17 protein-coding genes are annotated in these 21,725 nt (G+C 62.3%); 4 read left to right on the top strand and 13 right to left on the bottom strand.

All coding sequences use genetic code 11. From position 1 onward, the window contains the following. Positions 1 to 25: 25 nt before the first annotated feature. The 8 genes from ACRHIG_RS04035 to ACRHIG_RS04000 all read right to left on the bottom strand — a co-directional run bounded on the left by ACRHIG_RS04035 (position 26) and on the right by ACRHIG_RS04000 (position 10,139). Entirely contained in the window at positions 26 to 751 is a 726-nt protein-coding gene (locus ACRHIG_RS04035; RefSeq protein WP_489629432.1) for a hypothetical protein, read from the bottom strand. Between the two features lie 49 nt (positions 752 to 800). Next, positions 801 to 1,829: a zinc ribbon domain-containing protein gene (locus ACRHIG_RS04030; RefSeq protein ID WP_489629431.1), complete on the bottom strand. Its 1,029-nt coding sequence runs from the start codon at positions 1,827 to 1,829 to the stop codon at positions 801 to 803. Positions 1,830 to 2,109: 280 nt separating this feature from the next. After that, positions 2,110 to 4,371 (bottom strand): YgiQ family radical SAM protein, encoded by a 2,262-nt coding sequence (locus ACRHIG_RS04025; protein WP_489630737.1) that lies wholly within the window; start codon positions 4,369 to 4,371, stop codon positions 2,110 to 2,112. Between the two features lie 248 nt (positions 4,372 to 4,619). Continuing rightward, the gene (locus ACRHIG_RS04020) at positions 4,620 to 4,898 is read right to left on the bottom strand and encodes a DUF4404 family protein (protein WP_034753883.1); all 279 of its coding nucleotides are present in this window, start codon (positions 4,896 to 4,898) and stop codon (positions 4,620 to 4,622) included. Between the two features lie 11 nt (positions 4,899 to 4,909). Beyond that, the gene (locus tag ACRHIG_RS04015) at positions 4,910 to 5,122 is read right to left on the bottom strand and encodes a VF530 family protein (RefSeq protein ID WP_071326083.1); all 213 of its coding nucleotides are present in this window, start codon (positions 5,120 to 5,122) and stop codon (positions 4,910 to 4,912) included. Positions 5,123 to 5,231: 109 nt separating this feature from the next. Further along, positions 5,232 to 7,382: a M3 family metallopeptidase gene (locus ACRHIG_RS04010; RefSeq protein ID WP_475416682.1), complete on the bottom strand. Its 2,151-nt coding sequence runs from the start codon at positions 7,380 to 7,382 to the stop codon at positions 5,232 to 5,234. Between the two features lie 227 nt (positions 7,383 to 7,609). Then, on the bottom strand, positions 7,610 to 9,766 hold the full coding sequence (locus ACRHIG_RS04005) for a M3 family metallopeptidase (protein WP_489629430.1): 2,157 nt from the start codon (positions 9,764 to 9,766) through the stop codon (positions 7,610 to 7,612). A gap of 154 nt (positions 9,767 to 9,920) precedes the next feature. Then, on the bottom strand, positions 9,921 to 10,139 hold the full coding sequence (locus tag ACRHIG_RS04000; RefSeq protein ID WP_070290273.1) for a SlyX family protein: 219 nt from the start codon (positions 10,137 to 10,139) through the stop codon (positions 9,921 to 9,923). A 160-nt stretch (positions 10,140 to 10,299) separates the two neighbouring features. Here ACRHIG_RS04000 and ACRHIG_RS03995 point away from each other — a divergent pair, with 160 nt between their 5' ends. Together ACRHIG_RS03995 and ACRHIG_RS03990 are read left to right on the top strand one after the other, a co-directional pair. Further along, a complete protein-coding gene (locus ACRHIG_RS03995; protein ID WP_489629429.1) occupies positions 10,300 to 10,701 on the top strand; it encodes a type II toxin-antitoxin system RelE/ParE family toxin in 402 nt (133 codons plus the stop codon). After that, positions 10,679 to 11,035, top strand: a complete 357-nt coding sequence (locus tag ACRHIG_RS03990) for an addiction module antidote protein (RefSeq protein WP_489629428.1) — start codon at positions 10,679 to 10,681, stop codon at positions 11,033 to 11,035. The genes ACRHIG_RS03995 and ACRHIG_RS03990 overlap by 23 nt, the downstream gene beginning before the upstream one ends. An 11-nt stretch (positions 11,036 to 11,046) precedes the next feature. Here the strand turns inward: ACRHIG_RS03990 and ACRHIG_RS03985 are convergent, their stop codons facing one another. Further along, entirely contained in the window at positions 11,047 to 13,107 is a 2,061-nt protein-coding gene (locus ACRHIG_RS03985) for a UvrD-helicase domain-containing protein (RefSeq protein WP_071326079.1), read from the bottom strand. A 209-nt stretch (positions 13,108 to 13,316) separates the two neighbouring features. Between ACRHIG_RS03985 and ACRHIG_RS03980 the strand changes: the two genes are divergently transcribed. After that, the gene (locus ACRHIG_RS03980) at positions 13,317 to 13,802 is read left to right on the top strand and encodes an SRPBCC family protein (RefSeq protein ID WP_475416686.1); all 486 of its coding nucleotides are present in this window, start codon (positions 13,317 to 13,319) and stop codon (positions 13,800 to 13,802) included. A 9-nt stretch (positions 13,803 to 13,811) separates the two neighbouring features. Here the strand turns inward: ACRHIG_RS03980 and ACRHIG_RS03975 are convergent, their stop codons facing one another. Both ACRHIG_RS03975 and ACRHIG_RS03970 read right to left on the bottom strand, forming a co-directional pair. Continuing rightward, the gene (locus ACRHIG_RS03975; protein ID WP_489629427.1) at positions 13,812 to 14,933 is read right to left on the bottom strand and encodes an HD-GYP domain-containing protein; all 1,122 of its coding nucleotides are present in this window, start codon (positions 14,931 to 14,933) and stop codon (positions 13,812 to 13,814) included. A gap of 165 nt (positions 14,934 to 15,098) precedes the next feature. Continuing rightward, on the bottom strand, positions 15,099 to 16,547 hold the full coding sequence (locus tag ACRHIG_RS03970) for a dihydrolipoyl dehydrogenase (protein ID WP_489629426.1): 1,449 nt from the start codon (positions 16,545 to 16,547) through the stop codon (positions 15,099 to 15,101). A gap of 129 nt (positions 16,548 to 16,676) precedes the next feature. On the opposite strand from ACRHIG_RS03970, the gene ACRHIG_RS03965 reads away from it, so the two are divergent. After that, positions 16,677 to 17,567 (top strand): ArgP/LysG family DNA-binding transcriptional regulator, encoded by an 891-nt coding sequence (locus ACRHIG_RS03965; RefSeq protein WP_489629425.1) that lies wholly within the window; start codon positions 16,677 to 16,679, stop codon positions 17,565 to 17,567. On the opposite strand, the gene ACRHIG_RS03960 is transcribed toward ACRHIG_RS03965, so the two are convergent. Both ACRHIG_RS03960 and hemE read right to left on the bottom strand, forming a co-directional pair. After that, the gene (locus ACRHIG_RS03960) at positions 17,564 to 19,621 is read right to left on the bottom strand and encodes a primosomal protein N' (protein WP_475416690.1); all 2,058 of its coding nucleotides are present in this window, start codon (positions 19,619 to 19,621) and stop codon (positions 17,564 to 17,566) included. The genes ACRHIG_RS03965 and ACRHIG_RS03960 overlap by 4 nt on opposite strands. An 841-nt stretch (positions 19,622 to 20,462) precedes the next feature. Then, a complete protein-coding gene (gene hemE / locus ACRHIG_RS03955) occupies positions 20,463 to 21,548 on the bottom strand; it encodes a uroporphyrinogen decarboxylase (RefSeq protein ID WP_489629424.1) in 1,086 nt (361 codons plus the stop codon). Positions 21,549 to 21,725 lie beyond the last annotated feature (177 nt).

Genomic DNA, 21,725 nt, shown 5'->3' with positions numbered 1-21,725 from the left:
CTGGCCGCCCCGTGCTACCAAGGTGTTAGTAGGCGAGAGCCAGTTGCAGCTCACTCACGGGCGCCTGGCGCTGGACGATCTGCAGCTTGACGTCCTGGCCGCCGACGCGCTTGCTATTCAGGTACAGGGCCGTGCGCACCGGGTAAATGCCCTGCGGCACGCCTTCAGGCATGGGAATCGAGAAGCCGCCCTTGTAGGCACCGCTGCCGTTGTTGCTGCTGACCACCTTGCGCACGGTCTTGATCAGCTCGCCATTTGGCTTGTACAGGCTCAATTCCTCTTCCACCAGCGGGTTCGGATCGCGCGTGCCGGCCGCCACTTCGATATACGAATTGGTCTGCGCCTTCTGGCCCGGACGCACGGAGGATGGCGTAAAGCCCGTCTCGTACTTCACCAGGGTCGACTGCTCGGGCAGCTTGCCCTTGTTGGCCACCTTGTAGTCGGCTTGCACCTGCTGCGACGTCTTGACTTGCTGGCTTTGATAATTCAAGGCCACGCAGGCGAGCGCGCCCAGGCTGGCGCCCAGCGCCGCGCCGCGCACGGTATTGTTGCCGCCGCCCAGCAAGCCGCCCACGACGGCGCCGATGCCGGCCAGCATGGCCGTGTTGCACTCGCCGCTGGCCGCTTCCGTGCCTGCGGTGGTGGTGCTGCCCGTGGCGCCAGGGCCGCCCGGCGCGGCGCAACCGGCCAGCATCGAGGACACGACCAGCAGCGCCACCATGGGCTTGGCAATTTGTTTCAAGTTTTTCACGTTATTCTCCAGGAGTATCAAAATAGGAAGGGAAGGCAAGCCGCGCGGCTTACTCGATCTGGATTTGCGACAGCGCCTTGTCCTGCGCCTCTTTCGCCTTGCGCTTGATGTCGAGCGCATGGCGGTTGCCCGTGTCCATGCGCAACACGGCATTCGCGTTGGCGATGGCACAGTCGTACTTGCGCTGGCTCATGCAGTGGCTCGCTTCCGACAGGCTGTCCGTGATCACGCTTTCCAGGCCGCTAGTCTGTTTGACAGGCGCCGGTGGCGGTGTCACCTTGACGGGCTTGGCCGGTTTTTCCGCGACGGGAGCCGGTTTTTCCACAGCCGGGGCCGGGGCGGGTGCGGGCACCGGCTCGGGGGCGGGCGCGGCGACAGGCGCCGGGGCGGGCGCAGCAGGCGCAACGGCAGGCTCGGCCGCCGTCGCGCCGTCGAGCGCCGGGTCGCTGATGGCCAGCGGCTGCTCGGCGGCAGGCGCAGGGTCCGCCAGCGCTGGAACAACGGGTTCCGGCGCTACTGCAGCCGGCTTGCCTGACAAGAAATAGTAAGCGCCCGCACCACCCAGCAATACCACCGCTGCGACGGCTGCGGCGATCAGTTGCATGCGGCCGCCAGCCGGTGGGCTGTCCACCGGCACATCGGGCGCGGGAGCTGGTTCTGCCACGGGAGCAGGTGCCGGTGCCGGTGCGGGTGCGGGTGCGGGATCGGCACGGCGCTTTTCCAGCACGGGCGGCGGCGGCGCGACTGGCTGCGGGATGGCAACGGGCACGGGTTCAGCGACAGCTTGCGCGACCACCTCTGCCACTGGCGCCGGCTCAGGAACGACCGCATTCACTGGCTCAGGAATCGGCGCCGAAACAGGTGCCGCAACAGGTGCCGGCGACGCCACTGGGGCCACGGCAAAGCTGAACGCGCACTTGGGGCAGAACTTGGCATCGGGCTTGCATTCATGGCCGCACTGGCCACAGGATTTGCCCGGTACCGGGGCGGCGGCGGGAACAACGGCAAACGTGGTGCCGCAGGAAGAACAGAATTTAGCGCCCGGCTTATTCTCGGCCTGGCAGGAAAGGCATTTCAATTGGCATCTCTTTTCATATCAACGCTGGGAGTCACGTACGCTGGCGATTGCCAGAAAGGCAGCTTTGTTGCCGTACGGCTAAATATCCAACGAGTATATTTTCAAACACCAAGTTGCCACAAGGGAAAATTGCCTTTTGCTCTATTCAATTTTTAAATATTGGTAAAAATCCCGCCGCCATGGCGTGCCATGCCCCATCCTGGTGCACCCATAACAAAAAACCCGGCAACGCAGTACGCGTTGCCGGGTTTTCAGTCGAAGCCCGAAGGCCGAAGACCGTTTATTTGCGTCCGCCCCGTGCCGGTGCGGCATGGCCGCCCTTGGCCGGCGGCTTGCCGCCACGGCCCATCGGCGCGGCGGCCGGCTTGGCCTTCGTCTTGATGGTCGAGAGTATCGATGGACGCACCTTCGATTCGACGGCGGTCGCCTTCGGCGCCGCTGCCGTGCCGCCCAGAGCGATGCGGTTCTTGCCTGGCGTGACCTTGAACTTGTCCGGCGTGCCGGCGCCATGCGTCTGACGGCTGCGTTCGCCAGCGGCCAGGCCGCCCGACTCGGACGAGGTCCAGGCCGGTATCAAATGCTTGTCGCCATTGCCGATCAAGTCGCCACGGCCCATGTTGACCAGCGCTTCACGCAGGATCGGCCAGTTGGCCGGGTCCTGGTAGCGCAGGAAGGCTTTATGGGTGCGGCGGATCTTGCCGCTGCGGGCCGTTTCCACCACTTCCGAGTCGGCTGTCACCTTGCGCAGGGGATTCTTGCGCGTGTGATACATGGTCGTGGCCATCGCCATCGGCGTGGGCATGAAGGTCTGCACCTGGTCCAGCTTGAAATTGTTTTTCTTCAGCCACAGGGCCAGGTTCAGCATGTCCGTGTCCGTCGTGCCCGGATGGGCGGCGATGAAATACGGGATCAGGTATTGCTTCTTGCCTGCTTCCAAGGAGAAACGGTCGAACATTTCCTTGAATTCGTCGTAGGCGCCGATGCCGGGCTTCATCATCTTCGATAACGTCCCCTCTTCCGTGTGCTCGGGCGCGATCTTCAGCAGGCCGCCCACGTGGTGCGTCACCAGTTCCTTGACGTACTCGGGCGAACGCACGGCCAGGTCGTAGCGCAAGCCCGAGCTGATCAGCACTTTCTTGATGCCGGGAATGGCGCGCGCCTTGCGGTACAGGGAAATGAGCTTGCTGTGGTCCGTGCCCAGGTTGACGCAGATGGACGGGTACACGCACGACAGGCGGCGGCACGACACTTCAATCTCTTTTTCCTTGCAGGCGAGGCGGTACATATTCGCCGTCGGGCCACCCATATCGGAAATAGTGCCCGTAAAGCCTTTGGTTTTATCGCGGATATGTTCGATTTCGCGCAGGATCGATGGCTCCGAACGGCTCTGGATGATGCGGCCTTCGTGCTCCGTGATCGAACAGAAGGTGCAGCCGCCGAAGCAGCCGCGCATGATGTTGACGGAAAAGCGGATCATTTCCCAGGCGGGAATGTGCGCCTTGCCATAGCTCGGGTGCGGGGCGCGCGCGTAATTCATGTCGTACACGCCATCCATCTCGTCCATGGCCAGCGGCAGCGGCGGCGGATTGAGCCACACGTCGCGCTCGCCGTGCGCCTGCACCATGGCGCGCGCATTGCCGGGATTCGATTCCAGGTGGAACACGCGCGAGGCGTGCGCATACATCACGGGGTCATCCTTGACGACGTCGTAGGCGGGCAGGCGCACGACGGTCTTGTCGTGCTTTTCCTTGGCCATGGCCAGGCGCTCTTCGCGGCTCATGATGCGGATCGGCTTGATGACTTCGGCCGATTTCGACGCATTTTCCGTGGCGCAGGCGGTCTTGTCTTCCTGCACCATCTCGTAGGGGCTGTAGTGCGGGTCGATCTTGCCGGGCACGTCGACGCGGGTGGAATTGTGCACGCCCCAGTCGTCGCCGGGCAGCCAGCCGGCCGGCACCATGAAGGCCGTGCCGCGCAGGTCGCGGATATCCTTGATCGATTCGCCGGCGGCCAGACGGTGGGTCAGGTCGACCAGCGCCCGCTCGGCATTACCGAAAATCAACAAATCAGCCTTGGAATCGGGCAAGACGGAACGGCGGACCTTGTCCGACCAGTAATCGTAATGGGCGATGCGGCGCAAGGACGCCTCGATGCTGCCGATGACGATGGGCACGTCGGAATACGCTTCGCGCGCGCGCTGGGCGTACACGGTGACGGCGCGGTCCGGGCGCTTGTTCGGTTCGGCATTCGCCGTGTAGGCGTCGTCGGAGCGGATCTTGCGGTCGGCCGTGTACTGGTTGACCATGGAATCCATGTTGCCGGCGGTAATGCCGTAGTACAGGCGCGGCTTGCCGAGGATGCGGAAGGCGTCGGCCGACAGCCAGTCCGGCTGGCTGATGATGCCGACGCGGTAACCCTGCGCTTCGAGCAGGCGGCCGACCAGGGCCATGCCGAAGCTCGGATGGTCGATGTAGGCATCGCCCGTGACGAGGATGACGTCGCACTGGTCCCAGCCCAGCGCGTCCATCTCGGCACGCGACATCGGCAGGAAAGGCGCCACGGCAGCGCGGGCAGACCGCTTGGGAACGGTCGCAAATAAATTGGTAGGGGAGCTCATAGGGTACGGATTGTACCGGAATTGGCCATTTCCAACCTGACGGCCTGCTTTTTACTGTTGGATTTCAGTACAAAAAACGTTTATTTTTCAATTACTTGGGAGAAACGGGGCGGCCCCGTCGGGGCAATGCGGCCCAGTGGGACGCATTGCGATCGCGTAGCGACTGACCCCGATCAGATACCCATGTTGGCTAAAATTTCACCCAATTCGCGTAAGGCCGGCTCCAGTTTCGGATGCTTGACGGCGAACTTGGCCGACAATTCCTGGCTGCGCTCGGCCAGCCCATAGGTGGTCGACTCTTCTTCCTGCTCCTGCGCGGCGCGCTTTTCCATCAGCAACTTGATGTCGACATCGAGTTTTTGCAGCAAACCATGCAGTTCTTCATCGACGGGGCCGCTGGTTTCCAGTGTCGAATGCAGTTGTTGCAGCGATTCCTTGAGTTTGCTATCCATGTTTTTTCCTGTCAGTCAGTAAATTGCGTGTCCAGGTACAGCTGTTCCACCTTGCTCCTGGCCCACGGGGTCTTGCGCAAAAACTTCAGGCTCGACTTGATGCTGGGATCGCTGATGAAGCAATTGATATCGATGTGCTTGGCCAAGCCGTCCCAGCCGTAGTGGGCGTGCAGGCGCGTCACGATACCTTCCAGGGTAATGCCATTCAAATCTTGCTGACTCATATACTCTTTCGACTGCCTTCTTGTTTACATCTTACTCAATTCTACGCCGCCGGCACGGAAAGCTTGCGTGCGCCATGTCAACGCAACGCAAGCTTCTGATGAGAACGGCTTACTTCGCGTTCAAGCCCCTGCGTTCCAGCAATGGTTCCACGGTGGCGTCGCGGCCGCGGAAGTCGCGGAACAGTTGCAGCGCATCGACGCTGCCGCCGCGCGACAGCAATTTGCTGCGGAACCAGTCGCCATTCTTGCGCGTCAGGCCGCCGTTTTCCTTGAACCAGTTGACCGATTCCGCGTCCAGCTTTTCCGACCACAGGTAGGCGTAATACGCCGCCGAGTAGCCGCCCGAGAAGCTGTGCGAGAAATACGTGGTGCGGTAGCGCGGCGGCACGGGCGCGTAATCGACACCAGCATCTTTCAGCGATGCCGCTTCAAAGGCCAGCACATCCGTCGGGATCTGGCTCGGCGCCAGCTGGTGCCAGCGCTGGTCCAGCAAGGCCGCCGACAGGTATTCCGTCGTCATGAAACCCTGGTTGAATTTCTTCGCCGCCGTGACCTTGTCGAGCAATGCCTGCGGCATGGCCGCGCCGCTCTGGTAGTGCTTGGCGTAGTTTTGCAGCACTTCCGGCCAGACGGCCCACATTTCATTGACTTGCGACGGGTATTCGACGAAGTCGCTCGGCACGCTGGTGCCGGCAAAGCGCGGGTATTTCACGTTCGAAAACATGCCGTGCAGCGCATGGCCGAATTCGTGGAACATGGTCGTCACTTCATCGAACGTCAGCAAGGTCGGCTGGCCGGCGGGCGGCTTCGGAATATTCAATTGGTTGGCAACGACGGGATGCGTGCCCATCAGCGCGGATTGCGATACGTATTCATTCATCCACGCGCCGCCATGCTTGTTGCCGCGCGCATAGAAATCGGCGATGAACAGGGCCAGCGGCTTGCCGTTGGCATCCAGCACGTCGTAGACGCGCACGTCCGGGTTGTACACCGGTAAATCAGTGCGTTGCTTGAAGCTGATGCCATACAACTTGTTCGCGGCAAAGAACACGCCGTTGTTCAGCACGCTGTTCAGTTCCAGGTACGGTTTCAGCTCGTTTTCATCGAAATTGAAACGCTGCTTGCGCAGCTTGTCCGTGTAGATGGCCCAGTCGGCCGCTGCCACCTGGAAACCGCCCTTTTCCGCATCGACCACTTGCTGCAGGTCGGCCGCTTCGCGGCGCGCGTTGGCGACGGCCGGTTTCGCCAGTTCCGACAGCAGGGTGTTGACGGCCGTCGTGGTCTTGGCCGTCTGGTCTTCCAGCGAGTACGCGGCGTAGTTGGCGTAACCGAGCAAGGTCGCCCGTTCGGCGCGCAGTTTCGCCAGCTTCAGCACAATGGCGCGGTTGTCGAACTCGCCGCCCTGGCTGCCCCGGTTCAGCGAGGCATCCATCAGGCGCTGGCGTGTCTTGCGGTCCGTCAATACGGCCAGCGGCGGCTGGCCGCTGGTATTGACCAGGGCGATGACGAACTTGCCCGTCAAACCCCGTTCCTTGGCGGCCGCGGCGGCCGTGTCGATATCGCTGTCCGTCATGCCCGCCAGCTCGGCACGCGTGTCGACGACGATGCTCTTGGCATTCGTTTCCTTCAGCACGTTTTGCGCGAAGGCCGTTTCCAGGCCTGCCTGCTCGGCGTTGTAGGCTTTCAGTTTTTCCTTGTCCGCATCGGACAGCTTGGCGCCGGCGCGCACGAAATCCGTGTGATAGCGCTCGAGCAGGCGCAGGGATTCGGCATCGAGCCCCAGCTTGTCGCGCTTGGCGTACAGGGTGTCGATACGGGTAAACAGTTTTGGATTGAGCGTGATGGCGTCGCCATGCGCGGCCAGTTTCGGCGACACGTCCACTTCCACCGCTTCCAGCACGCTGTTCGTGTTGGTCGAGGTCATATTGCTGAAGATGCTTTGCACGCGGTGCAGCAGCTGTCCCGTGCGCTCGAGGGCCACGATGGTGTTTTCAAACGTGGCCGGCTGGCGGTTGCTGGCAATCGCGTTGACTTCGGCCAGCTGGCGTTTCATGCCTTCGGCAAACGCCGGCGCGTAGTGACCATCCTTGATCAGGCCGAACTGCGGCATCTGGAATGGCAGCGGACTGGCTTTGAGCAAGGGGTTCTGGGCGCTGACGGCGGCGGCCGGTGCGGATTTCGCAGTGGCGGCCAGGGCGGAAGGAGCGGCGTGGGCCAGCATGACGCTGGCGGCGATGACGAGCAGTTGTGGACGGATCATGACATCTTTCAGGAAGCGCGGGGAAGAACCGCGATCGCGTCGCGGGCCAGTGGCAGATCATAGCAGCCTGTCACACAAGCGTCATCCAACATGGGTGATCCTGTGGTGCAGCACGCCAAATGCGTGGTTTACCACGGTTTACAATCAAAATCTCCAAATAAAAATGGCCGCCCATTGCCGGGCGGCCATTGATGTTCAGCACCGGCGAGGCCTGTGCTGGGGAGGAATTACTTGCCGTTCAAGCCACGGCGTTCCAGCAGCGGCTCGATCTTCGCATCGCGGCCGCGGAAGTTGCGGTAGATGTCGAGCGCATCGGCGCTGCCGCCGCGCGACAGCAGTTTATTGCGGAACCAGTCGCCGTTCTTGCGCGTCAGGCCACCGTTTTCCTTGAACCACTCGACCGTGTCGGCATCGAGCTTTTCCGACCACAGATACGCGTAGTAGCCGGCCGAATAGCCGCCCGCGAACGCGTGCGAGAAATACGTGGTGCGGTAGCGCGGCGGCGCCGGGGCGAAATCGACGCCCGCGTCCGTCAAGGCAGCTTTCTCGAACGCCAGCACGTCGGTGGGGATCTGTGCCGGGGTCAGCTGGTGCCAGCGCTGGTCCAGCAGGGCCGACGCCAGGTATTCCGTGGTCTTGTAGCCCTGGTTGAAATTGTCGGCCGCCGTTACCTTGGCCAGCAGTTCGGCTGGAATGGCCGCGCCCGTCTGATAGTGCTTGGCGTAGTTTTGCAGCACTTCCGGCCACAGCGCCCACATTTCATTGACTTGCGACGGGTATTCGACGAAGTCGCGCGGCACGCTGGTGCCGGCGAAACGCGGATATTTCACGTTCGAGAACATGCCGTGCAGCGCATGGCCGAATTCGTGGAACATGGTGTTGACTTCGTCAAACGTCATCAGGGTCGGCTGGCCCGCTTCCGGTTTCGGAATGTTGAGATTATTCGCGATCACCGGCTTGCGGTTCAGCAAGCTCGACTGGCCCACATAGGCATTCGCCCAGGCGCCGCCGCGCTTGTTGCTGCGCGCGTAAGGATCGAGCGTAAAGATGGCCAGCTGGGTGCCATCTTCATTGAAGACGTCGTACACCAGCATGTCCGCCGTGTAGACGGGCAAGTCCGTGCGCTGCTTGAAGGTCAAGCCGTACAATTTACCAGCGGCAAAGAACACGCCCTTGGTCAGCACGCTGTGCATTTCAAAGTACGGTTTCAACTGATTTTCATCAAAGTTGTAGCGTTCCGCGCGCACCTTGTCGCTATAGAACGCCCAGTCGGCGGCGCCCACCTTGAAGCCGCCTTTGCCCGCATCGATGACCTTCTGGATATCGTCCGCTTCACGGCGCGCATTGACGACGGCCGGCTTCGCCAGCTCGCCCAGCAGGGCGTTCACGGCGGTGGTGTCATGCGCCGTCTGGTCTTCCAGCGAATACGCAGCGTAGTTCGGGTAGCCCATCAGCGCGGCACGTTCGGCGCGCAGCTTTGCCAGTGCCAGCACTTCCTCGGTATTGTCGAACTCGCCGCCACGGCTGCCGCGCGCTTGCGATGCCGCCATGATGCGTTCGCGCACCGCGCGGTTGGTCAGCAGCGACAGCGGCGCCTGGCCCGTCGTGTTGACGAGGGCGATCAGGTATTTGCCATCGAGGCCGCGCTTCTTGGCCAGGCCGGCGGCCACTTCGATGGCGGCAGGCGACAGGCCGTCCAGTTCTTCGCGCGTATCGACGACGACGGCCGACGCGTTCAATTCCTTCAGCACGTTTTGCGCGAACTTGGTCGACAGGGCAGCCAGCTGGCCGTTGTAGGCGCGCAGCTTTTCCTTATCAAGCGCCGACAGCTTGGCACCGGCGCGTACAAAATCGGTGTGATAGCGTTCCAGCAGGCGTTTCGATTCCGCATCGAGGCCCAGCTTGTCGCGCTTGGCGTACAGGGTGTCGATACGCTTGAAGAGTTTGTCGTTGAGCATGATCGCGTCGCTGTGGGCCGCCATCTTCGGCGCCAGCTCGCGTTCCAGGCCCTGGATCGTCTCATTCGTATTCGATCCGGACATCACGGAAAACACGGTGCGCACGCGGCCCAGCAGCTGGCCCGAGCGTTCCATGGCGACGATGGTGTTGTCGAAGGTGGCCGCTTTCGGGTTATTGGCAATCGCGTTGATTTCCGCCAGGTTGGCGGCCATGCCTGCCGTAAAGGCGGGCGCGTAGTCGGCGTCCTGTACCTTGTCGAACGGCGGATACTGGAATGGCAGGCTGCTCGCCTGCGCAAACGGGTTCGAGGCGGGCAAGGCTGCGGTAGCGGCGGGCACGGTAGTAGCGGCGGTGGCGGCAAAAGCGGCGGCGGCTGGCGCCAGCATCAGGCTGGCGGCGATGACGAGCATTGTAGGACGGGTCATGTCTTCTTTCAAGGAACGCAAGAGAGCCGCGATTGTGTCGCGGGCCAGCTTGAAATAATAACAGCCTGAAACACTTGCGTCACCAGCAACTACCGATGGTAGCGATACGCCCGTACAGCAAAGGTTTTCATGCGCCGTACATGAAAATGTTTGTTTAGTAATGCGGCGGACGCTCGTTGACCAGCCCGCCATTTGCCTGCTGCGCCCCGTCGCGCACATGCTCGCCCAGCTTGTGCAGCATCGCTTCCAGCTGGTCGATGCGCTTGCCCTGCTGGTACACCATCTGGTTCAGCGACTCGACCAGGTCTTCCTGCTGCGCCAGCTTGATCTCGATATCGACGAAACGTGTTTCCATCTGTTCTGCATTGTCCATGGTGCTCTCGGTGATTCCTGACTGAAAGGGGCATTCTACCGCCGCAGCGGCGTGAGCCAGGACAAACAAGCGGCATTCTTCCCGAGGCGGTGCCGATTTCTGCCTATTCTCTCCGTATGGCTGAATCAAACCGCTTGACGAATGAGAACAAACGATTACAATGAACACACCAGCGCCACCCGAACCAGTACTGATCGATACGCGCAAGACGGCCGAATACCGGCGCTGGGAAGATTCCCTGCACGATGTGGCGGCGGCCGCCATCGATGCCCGCATCAAGCACTTACAGCACGGTAAGAAGGGCGACTGGCGGCCAGTGGGCGAAGGCGTGTGCGAACTGCGTTTTTTACAGACGGGGCCGGGCTGGCGCGTGTATTTTCATAAAACGAATCGGGGCACCCTGATCTTGCTGCTACTCGATGGCAACAAATCGAACCAGCAACGCGACATCAAACAGGCGCAAGCGATCCTCAGGGAGCTGAAAGCCCGGCAGGCGGCCATGCGGAAAGCGGCGGCGGCATCCACAGGAGCACGAAAAAATGAATCAACCTATCGACCATGACACCTTCGACCTCGACGACCTGGCAGCATTAGGCCTGAGCAAATTTGATCCAACGCAACACCTGACCAGCAAGGCTGCCGTGGCCGCCTACATGAGCGAAATCGTCGCCACCGGTAACGCGGAACTGTTCCAGTCGGCCATGAACGATGTGGTGCGCGCCTATGGCATGGGCAAGGTGGCGGCCCGGGCCGACATCACGCGCGAAGGCGCGTATAAAGCCTTGCGCGAAGGCAGCAAGCCGCGCTTTGAAACCATTTTGAAGATGCTCGATGCGCTGGGCATGCAGCTGGCCATCGTGCCGAAAGCCACGCCCGACGGCGCCGTGGAAGCTTGAACAATCCTTAATTAAACTTTCGGCGCGGCCAGCAGCGCCTTCATGCGCGCCAGACGTTCCTTGGGTGAAATCACTTCCGCCTCCGTCGGCACGGCGTCGCCCACGTCGAGCTGCATTTCCTTGATGAAGCGCGACGGGTCGCAATGCACTTGCTCGCCGGCCCGCTTGCGCTTCTTGCACCAGGTAATGTGCAAGGTGCGCTGGGCGCGCGTAATGCCCACGTACATCAGCCGCCGCTCTTCCTGGATGCGCGCGGCGATGGTTTCGGCCGGCGCGTCCGCGTCGCCCTTGTGCGGCAAGATCCCCTCTTCCACGCCCACCAGAAACACGTGCGGAAACTCGAGCCCTTTCGACGCGTGCAGGGTCGACATGCGCACGGCGTCCTGCTCTTCGTCCTTGCCTTCCAGCATGGTCATCAGGGCCACCATCTGCGTCAGTTCCAGCACGTTCTTTTCTTCGCCGTCGCGGTCCTTGCCGCCCCGGCCCCGCTCTTTGAGCCAGTTGACGAATTCCAGCACGTTCTGCCACTTGCTTTGCGCCTGCCGTTCCTCGAAGGCATCGTACAGATACGATTCGTAGTGGATTTCCTTCATCATGTCGTCCAGCACTTCGGCCGCGTTGTCGCCGCTGCCGGCCGCGCCGGGGCGGCTGGCGCGCGATTCCAGGTCGTTGATGAAGTTGCAAAAGTCGCGCAGCGGCCCCAGCTGGCGGTCCGTCAGCTTCGCCTCAATACCGCCTTTAAAGACGGCCTGGAACAGCGAGCACTGCCACTGTCCCGAGAACGCGCCCAGCACCTCCAGGGTCGACTGCCCCACGCCACGGCGCGGCGTCGTCACGGCGCGAATGAAGGCCGGGTCGTCGTCCTCGTTGGCCAGCAAACGCAGATAGCTGATGATGTCCTTGATTTCGGCCTTGTCGAAGAAACTCTGGCCGCCCGAAATCGTGTACGGAATGCGTTCCTTGCGCAGACATTGCTCGATGATGCGCGCCTGGTGGTTGCCCCGGTACAAAATCGCGTAATCGGAAAATTTATTTTTTCGCTCGAAATGGTCGGCCGAGATCATGATGGCGACCTGCTCCGCCTCCTGCTCGTCTGTCTGCATGCCCAGCACCTTGATCGGCTCGCCCAGGCCGTGCTCGGACCACAGCGACTTTTCAAACAGCTTGGGATTGTTGCCGATGACGGCATTGGCCGCATTGAGCACGCGCATGGTGGAGCGGTAATTCTGCTCGAGTTTGATCACGCGCAAATCGGGGAAATCCGTTTCCAGCGTTTTCAGGTTTTCCACGGTGGCGCCGCGCCACGCATAGATCGCCTGGTCATCGTCGCCCACGGCCGTAAACATCGGTTTCTTGCCGATGCCCGTCACCATCAGTTTGACCAGTTCGTACTGACAGGTATTCGTATCCTGGTATTCATCGACCAGCAGATAGCGCAAACGGCGCTGCCACTTGTCGCGCACGGGGCCGTTGTTGCGGAACAGTTCCACCGGTAAACGGATCAGGTCGTCGAAATCGACGGCCTGGTAGGCGGAGAGCGTTGCCACATAGCTGCGGTAGATGCGCGCCGCGTTCGCTTCATCTTCGTCCTTGGCTTGCGCCAGGGCCATGTCCGGATCGATCAGGCCATTTTTCCACAAGGACATGGCGTTCTGGATGCCGCGGATCACCTGTTTATCGGTGGTAATGGCGAGGTCTTGCACGAGGGAAAAACAATCGTCGCTATCCATGATGGAAAAGCGGTCCTTCAAGCCCACGCCATTGGCTTCCTGGCGCAGGATTTTCACCCCCAGCGAGTGAAAGGTCGACACCGTCAACTGCTTGGCCTGGCGTGGCTGCTTCAAGAGCTTGGCGATGCGTTCCTGCATTTCCAGCGCCGCCTTGTTGGTGAAGGTCAGCGCGGCGATGGTGCGCGGGTCGTAGCCCCGGTCTTCGATCAGATGGGCGATCTTTTGCGTGATCACGCGCGTCTTGCCCGAACCGGCGCCCGCCAGCACCAGGCAAGGGCCGTCGAGGTAGGTAACCGCTTCGCTTTGGGGCGCATTCAGACCGAACTGTGGTGCTTTGGACATCAGGGTATTTCCGCAGGGAACAGCAGCCCATTGTAACAGCGTCGCGCCCGCCATTTGCACGACGGAGCATGCCCGAAAAACAGGCAATGGCATTGATATATCGCCATATGCCGCCATCTCGGCCGATGCAATGCGTGCGGCGCGGCCACGCCTGGAGTACCATTCCGCCTATATCGCCCGCGCGCGCCCACTTACCGAATGGCAGTCCCATGAAATTTGAACACCTGATTGAAATCAACGATCCCTTGAACCCGCTGATCGACACCCTGAGCCTGGAACAGGTCTGGCGCGGCCTCGTCTTGCGCGCCGAGTCGCCGAAACTGTTCGTGCCGCACCTCGATGAATGCCGGATCAGCGAGCGCAGCGATGCCGGTTTTGCGCGCAGCCTGCGCTACGGCGAGCTGGTCATCAACGACAAGGTGGTGCTGGTGCCGCAACTGCAGGTGCGCTACGAAGTGCCGGCGCAACAGGATATCAGCGCCTCTTCATTGGTCATGACCATCGAGATGCCCGACGAAGCGAGCCTGTGGGTACGCTTCCAGTACGACGACGGCCACGACGCGGCCACCGATGCGGCCAACGCCCTGTACGACGACTTCCGCCGCTCCGCCTACAAGGAATCCGACATCGACACGGTGCGCATCATGCGCGAGCTGGCGCTCGAGGGACGGCTGGATGCGGGTCTGCTGAATTAAGCTCCCGCGCTAAATCCGTGCGCTGCGGCCCCATAGCTGGTCGGGGCGAAACTGCAAGCCCGCCTGCTCCGCGCTGAGCACTTCGCGGATGGCGTGCAAGTCCACGCGCGTGTCGCGCCGCAGCGGCACGTCCAGGCGCGCGCCGCGGGGGCCGATCAGCGACTGCACGTGGGGCGTGGTGGCATTCAAGCCCTTGCGCGTGACGACGCCGATTTCGCCATTCAACAGCTTGACGAAGGTGCCGACGGGGTAGATGCCCAGCTCGCGCACCAGCAGGGATGCCAGCGGCGCATCCAGCGTGGCCTTGTCGGCCATCAACATTTCACGCAAGGCCACGTTCGGCAGCAGGGGCTGGCGGTAGCTGCGCTTCGAGACGCGCGCGCAATAGCGGTCTGCCAGCATGATCAGCCGGGCGCCGATGCCGATCGCCTCGCCTTGCGTGCCCAGCGGATAGCCGCTGCCATCGATATTTTCATGGTGCTGCAGCACGGCTTGCAGCCAGACGGCGTCCGTCACGCCCGCCGCGCGCAGCAGGTCGACGCCGGCTTGCGGATGGGCGCGCAAATAGGCGCGCTCCTGCGCGTCCAGCGGGCCCGCCTTGTGCTGGAAATCCGCATGGCGCTCCAGCATGCCCACATTCATGCTCAGCGCGGCCAGCACCACGCTGCGCACAACATCATCATCGAGTTTCAGGGCGCGCGCCAGCAGGGCCGCGATGACGGCCGTGTCGACGCTGTGGCGCACGGCAAAGTCGCCCGCGCCCTGGTTGTGCAGGATGCAGGCCAGCGCCACGTCGGCGTCCAGCACAACGGCCTCTTCCACCAGTTGCGCCAGCGGCGCCAAGGACAAGTGGCTGCCCGCCTGCCCGGCGGCGACGGCCGGCAAGACGAGGGCCAGCCCTGCCGTGACGAGGTTCAGCATGCGCAGGGCCGACGGCGCTTCCGTGGCCGTGCGCGGCACGTCGGCGCTGGTATCGGCAATGACGCCGCGCGCCAGCAGCAATGCGATCTGGTTTTCGCTGCTGATGACATGGCCCAGCCTGGCCAGCAAGCCGCCCGTCTCGCCATGCACGTCCCAGGGCAGGGCCACGCCCAGGGCGAGTTCTCCCGCGTAAATGCGCCGAATTTTCACATCGTCTCCATCATCGCCTGCACCCGCTTGTTTTTACCATCGTGGCATCAGCGGCATGTGCCAATTGAAATGTTTTTTGCTTTTAATCAATATTTCAATGTGGCAGCGATGATCGCGCAATCATGTGCGCTTGTCTACAAAATTATATAAAGCATAAAGTTGCATTCAAGGTCCTGGCGTGCAGTCGGCGCAGCCGGGCGCATGTTCCGGGTCTTTTTCCAGGTGCAGCGCCAGCTCGCGCAAGGCCGTGCGCACGCCTTCCTCGATGACGGGGTGGTAGAACGGCATGTCGAGCATGGCGGGCACCGTCAGCCGGGCCTGGCATGCCCACGCCAGCAAGTGGCCCAGGTGTTCCGCCCGCGGGCCGATCAACTCGGCACCAAGAAAGCGCTTGCTGCCGAATTCCGCATACACGCGCAGCAAACCCTGGTTTTGCAGCATCACGCGGCTGCGGCCCTGGTTGCCGAACGACACGGCGCCGACGGCAAAGCGGCCCGCGTGGCTCACGCACAGTTGCTGGTAGGTGGCGCCCACGGTAGCGATCTGCGGCTCCGTGAAGGCGATCGCCAGCGGCGTGCGGCGCAAGCCGGGCTTCACCTCGGGATAACGGGCCGCGTTCTCGCCCGCGATGCGGCCCTCGTCGGCCGCTTCGGGCAGCAGCGGCAAGGCGTTGTCGGCATCGCCCGCGATGAAGATGGCGCTCTTGCCGCACTGCATGGTGTGCGGGTCGTGCAGGGGGATGCCATGGCGGTCGAGCTCGATTTGCGCCGTCTCCAGGCCGATCTTGTCCACATTCGGGCGGCGGCCGATGGCGGCCAGCACATACTCGAACTGCTCGGTTTTTTCCACGCCCGCGCCGTCGCGGCTGGTGAGCGCGATGCCGCCGCCATCCGGCGTTTTTGCCATGTGCGCGACCTGGGTCATGAAACGGATATCGAGTTCGCGCGCCAGCACGGCATCGGCCTCCCGCAGCACCAGCGGGTCCGTCAGCTGCGCGACCTTATTGCCACGCGCAAACAAGGTCACGCGCACGCCCAGCCGCGCCAGCGCCTGGCCCAGTTCCAGGCCGATCACGCCGCTGCCGACCACGGCGACCGATTGCGGCAAATCCGTCCACTCGAACACGGCGTCGCTGCTGATGACGCGCTCGCCCGCCGCCTGCCACTCGGGCGGCACGATGGGCGTGGACCCTGTGGCGATCACCACGCTGGCAGCTTCGACAATCGTGTGTTCGTCGACCTGCAATTTACCGGGGGAAATAAAACGCGCATGGCCGCGCAATTTTTCTTCGTCGGGGATGGCGTTGACGCCGTCGAGCACGAAGCCGACAAAGCGGTCGCGCTCGCTGCGCACCCTGGACATCACTTGCCGGCCGTCGATGCGCACGGGCCCGGGATGCACGCCAAACGCGGGCGCGGCGACCACCGCATGGGCCGCCTCGGCCGCCGCGATCAGGAGCTTGCTGGGCATGCAGCCCACGCGCGCGCAGGTCGTGCCGTACGGTCCGCTTTCGATCATCAGCACGCGCTTGCCCTGCATGCGCGCCGCCCTGTGCGCCGTCATGCCGGCCGTACCGCCGCCGATCACGGCCACATCCACTCGTATCGTCTTCATGCTGCGCTGACTCCCATTCAGATTGCTCACAGCGTTCGATACTACCCGTTTGCTGAAAATAAGGTTTTACTTTGCAGCAATATATGCATTAGTATAACTAATCATTTTCAAAATTTATAAGCTGAGCTAATGGGATCACTCGATTATCGCGCGCTGGCCGTGCTGGACGCCGTCGCCAGCCATGGCAGTTTCGACAAGGCCGCCCTGGCGCTGGGCATCACCCAGTCGGCCGTCTCGCAGCGCATCAAGGCGCTGGAAGACGCCAGCGGGCGCCTGCTGATCATCCGTGGCCAGCCGGCCGTGCCGACGGGCCTGGGCCAGCGATTGATCGTGCATCACCGCAACGTCAAGCTGATGGAAGCGTCGCTCGACATCGACCTGGGCAACAGCGTCAGCATGCCGGAAATCGCCATCGCCATCGATGCCGACAGCCTGGCCACATGGTTTCCCGACACCTTGTCCGCCCTGCTGGCGCCGCCCCGCTGCCAGCTCGACGTGCGCCTGGCCGACAGCGACAGCGCCTTGCAGATGGTGCGCGACGGCTCCGTGTTCGGCTGCGTGGCGGCCGAGTCCGGCACAGCGATCGATGCGGCCGCCGCCACCAGCGTCACGCCGCTGGGCACCTTGCGCTATGTCTGCGTGGCCACGCCCGTGTTTGCGGGCCACTGGTTCGGCGACGGTTTTATTGCCGAGGCGGTACAGCTGGCGCCGGCCGTCGTGGGCCAGCACGGCTTGCTGGCGCGTTTCCTGGCGGAACAATTGAGCCTGCGCGAACCGTTTCCGCACCACACCTTGCCCGTGGAAGCGGCGCGCCGCGCCTGCGTGCAGGACAGCCTGGCCTACGGCCTGATGCCGCAGCGCCTGGCCGCGCCAGCGCTGGCAACGGAGCGCCTGGTCGACCTGATGCCGGGCCGCACCCTGGACGTGCCCCTGAGCTGGCACGCCTGGACCCTGGACACGCCGTTTACCAAGCTGCTGTCGGAACAGATCGTCAAAGCCGGGCGCGACTACCTGGCTTAAATATCCAGCGGATCCACTTCCAGCGACCACTTGACGCGCGTCTTCATGGCGCGCAGTTCCGCTAACCATTCCTTCAAAAACGCCTGCAAGGCCGGCCGCGAGGGCGATTCCAGCAGCAGCTGGGCGCGGTCCACGTTGTAGACGCGCGTCATGCTCATGGGAATCGGGTCATTGATCGTCACCTGCGGGTGTTCCATGCATTCCTTGGCCGCCTGCAGGAATTCGATAGCGGTCGCCAGCTCGGGCGCCTCGGCGCGCAGCAGGGCCTGGAACAGATACGGCGGCAACGCCGCCTGGGCCCGCTCTTCCAGCAGAGTGGTGGCGAAGTGGTCGTAATCGTGGTTGACGACGGCGTCGTACAGCGGATGGCGCGCATAGCGCGTCTGGATCAGCACTTCACTGACGCTGCCCCCTTCCGTCTGCGCGGCCCGCCCGGCCCGGCCCGCCACCTGCATCAGCTGGGCGAACAGCCGTTCGCTGGCCCGGTAATCCTGGGAAAACAGGGCCGTGTCCGGATTCAGGATGCCGACCAGGGTCAGCTTTTTGAAATCGTGGCCCTTGGCCACCATCTGCGTGCCGATCAGGATATCCACTTCGCCCCGGTGCACGGTGTCGAACGCTTCCTGCGCGCTGCCCTTCTTGCGCGTGGAATCGGCATCGATGCGCAAGATGCGCGCCTCTGGAAACAGTTGCTGCAAACCCTCTTCCACCCTCTGCGTGCCGCGTCCCAGCGGCTGCAAGTCGACGTTGCCGCAGGTGGGGCAATGGCGGGGGATGCGCAATTCCAGGCTGCAATGGTGGCAACGCAAGCGGTGTTCGGGCTTGTGCAGCACCATGAACGAGGTGCAGCGCGTGCAATTGCTGATCCAGCCGCACGATTCGCAGCAGATCACGGGAGAATAGCCGCGCCGGTTCAGGAACAGCAGCGACTGCTCGCCGCGCTCCATGCGCAGTTTCAAGGCGGCGACCAAGTGTGACGTCAAGCCATCCTTCGGCTTGTCGCGCTCCATGTCCAGGATCTTAACGCGCGGCAAGACTGCATTCTTGACGGCCCGCTCGCGCAATTCCAGCTTGCGGTAGCGCCCCGTCTGCGCATGGTGCCAGCTTTCCAGCGAGGGCGTGGCCGAACCGAGCACGATGGGGATCTGCAATTGCCAGGCGCGCCACACGGCCAGATCGCGCGCCGAATAGCGCAAGCCTTCCTGCTGCTTGTAGGAAGGATCGTGCTCCTCGTCGATGACGATCAGTTTGAGTTTCGGCAAGGACGCCAGGATGGCCAGCCGCGTGCCGAGGATGATGCGCGCCTGGCCCTGGTGCGCGGCCAGCCAGTGCAGCATGCGCTCGCCTTCGGACAGGCTGCTGTGCAGGGTGGCCAGCATGACGCCGGGAAAGCGCGCGCGGATATTGCCTTCCAGCTGGGGCGTGAGGTTGATTTCCGGGACCAGGATCAGGATTTGCGCATCGTCCTCGCGCGCCAGCACCTGGGCACAGGCTTGCAGATACACTTCCGTCTTGCCGCTGCCCGTCACGCCGTACAGCAGGGTCGGTTTAAAACCCTGGGCGCCGCCGATGGCGTCGGCCGCTTCTTGCTGAGCGGCATTCAAGGCCGGCATGTTCAGCGGCGTGCCGTCGTGCGCGTCGGCCAGCTTGCCCAGCTTCTTGATGGCGCGGTCGAGCGCCACGGTGGTGAGCACGCGCAGGTTCTTCGGCAAGCCCGGCAGGGCCACCTCACCGAGCGGGCGCTGGTAGTAATCGGCGGCAAAGGCGGCCAGCGCCAGCCATTGCTCCGACAGGGGCGCCAGCTGGCTGCGCACGGCCAGCACGTCCTTCATCTTCGCGGCGGGCACGTCGGTGCTGTCGGACACGCCGACGATCAGCCCCATCACTTCGCGCCGGCCGAACGGCACCAGCGCCAGCTGCCCCACTTGCGGCAGCGGCACGGCAGCGTCCACGCCGGCATCCGCCGCCCCGTTCCAGCGGTAGTCGAACAGGGCGTTCAGGGGCGTGTCGAGCGCGATTTTCAGGATGCACGACGTCAAAAGGCACTGCGGCATGGGGGTATGGCCTATCTCAATAAAAAAGCGCGCCGCAGGGGCGGCGGCGCGGCGGGATGTCCGGCATCAAGCCAGCGGGCCATGATACTTGTTTCGTCCGTCAAACGCCTAACGGCAGACAGCACGGCGTGTCATCGTGCCAGAAGAAAATTCTGTGGATAACTTTGTGGACAAAGCAAAATTAACTTTCAGAAAAATGTGGATAGAAAATTTCGATCGCCGTCAAGAGCGGCACGCAAGAAAAATTAACCATTTAAAATCAATGGCTTAAAAATTGATGCCCGGGAAGCGCCAAATCCGTGGGACATTTCCGCCGCTGTGCATAACTGAACCATTTATGATTTTTTTATACAGCAATCCGCACCGTTTTGATGCGCCCTATGCGGAAAAACACGGGCCGCATGCGGCAAAATTGACAATTGCCGGGCAAGCGTTCGGTTTTACCTGACGGACGGCGAAACATTGTTCAATTATCATGCACTGCAACATGCACTTCAGGTGAAACCTGAACATCGTCGCTAAGTATCGGTTAACAAAATACTTTTCAATTTTATCCACAGAATCTGTTGATAACTTTGTGGACAATGAAGGAATAAGGCTGGCGGACGAAAGAATAACCTTATCAATAGCAACAAAGTCCGCCCAACAAGGCATTTTTTATCTCTTAATAATCAAGCACTTGCAAAGCATCCCCGGGCATGACTTTGACACTGCCTGTTATTTCCGCAGTAAAAAAATTGTGCATAAGTCGGTATTTCTTGCTAAGGCGCAGCAAAGAAAAAGGCAGGCTTCCACCGGAAAGCCTGCCTTTTCTGCCCCTGCGCCAGGGGAAAACGAATACTTACTGGCCGCTGCGCATGGCGCGGCTCATGCTGTGCACGGCTTCCACCATCGCTGCCACGGATTCCGGCGGCGTGAACTGGGAAATGCCATGGCCCAGGTTGAACACGTGGCCCGTGCCTGCCGACGGCGCGCCGAAGGCGTTGAGCACTTTTGCCACTTCGGCGCGGATCTGCTCGGGGCTGGCGAACAGGATGGCGGGATCGAGATTGCCCTGCAAACCCACTTTATGCCCCACCAGCTGGCGCGCGCGCGTCAGGTTGACGGTCCAGTCCAGGCCCACTGCATCGGCGCCGATGTCGGCGATCTGCTCGATCCACTGGCCGCCGCCCTTGGTAAACACGATGGCGGGAATCTTCACGCCATCCTTGTCGCGTTTCAGCTGCGCCACCACCTGCTGCATGTAGGCCAGCGAGAATTCCTGGTAGGCGCCGTCGGCCAGCGCACCGCCCCAGGAATCGAAAATCATCACGGCTTGCGCGCCGGCATCGATCTGCGCATTCAGGTATTGCGCCACGGAGGTGGCGTTGATCGCCAGGATGTGGTGCATCAGATCCGGGCGGTTGTACAGCATCTTCTTGATGGTATGGAACTCTTTCGAGCCGCCGCCTTCCACCATGTAGCAGGCCAGGGTCCACGGGCTGCCGGAAAAACCGATCAGCGGCACGCGGCCATTGAGTTCCGTGCGGATCTGCGTGACGGCCTTGAAGACGTAGTCGAGCGACGCCAGGTCCGGCACCTGCAGCGCCTTGACGTCCTGTTCCGTGCGCAGCGGGCGCTCGAACTTCGGCCCTTCGCCATCGGCGAAATACAGGCCCAGGCCCATCGCGTCCGGCACCGTCAGGATGTCGGAAAACAAAATCGCCGCGTCGAGCGGGAAGCGCTCCAGGGGCTGCAGGGTCACTTCCATGGCGTAATCGGGATTCTTTGCCAGGCCCAGGAAGGAGCCGGCCCGCTCGCGCGTGGCGCGGTATTCGGGCAGGTAGCGGCCCGCCTGGCGCATCAGCCAGACAGGGGTGTGCTCGGTCGGCTGGCGCAGCAGGGCGCGCAGGAAGGTGTCATTCTGGAGCGGAGCAAATTGTGGCATGGCAGGCAATCGAGCTTGGAGAAGCGGTATTATCGCATCCAATCGCCGCCATTTCATTGATTCCGGTGCCGCTTTGCAGCATTTGCCACGCACAGCGATGACTTTCGTTGTGCCTGACCTTCCATTATGATGATGCACGCCGCCGCGCTGCCTGACGCCGCCTGGAGGCCCCCTCTT

This window comes from Janthinobacterium sp. C22, from assembly GCF_057919405.1.
This window is presented reverse-complemented; position numbering and strand designations above follow the sequence as displayed.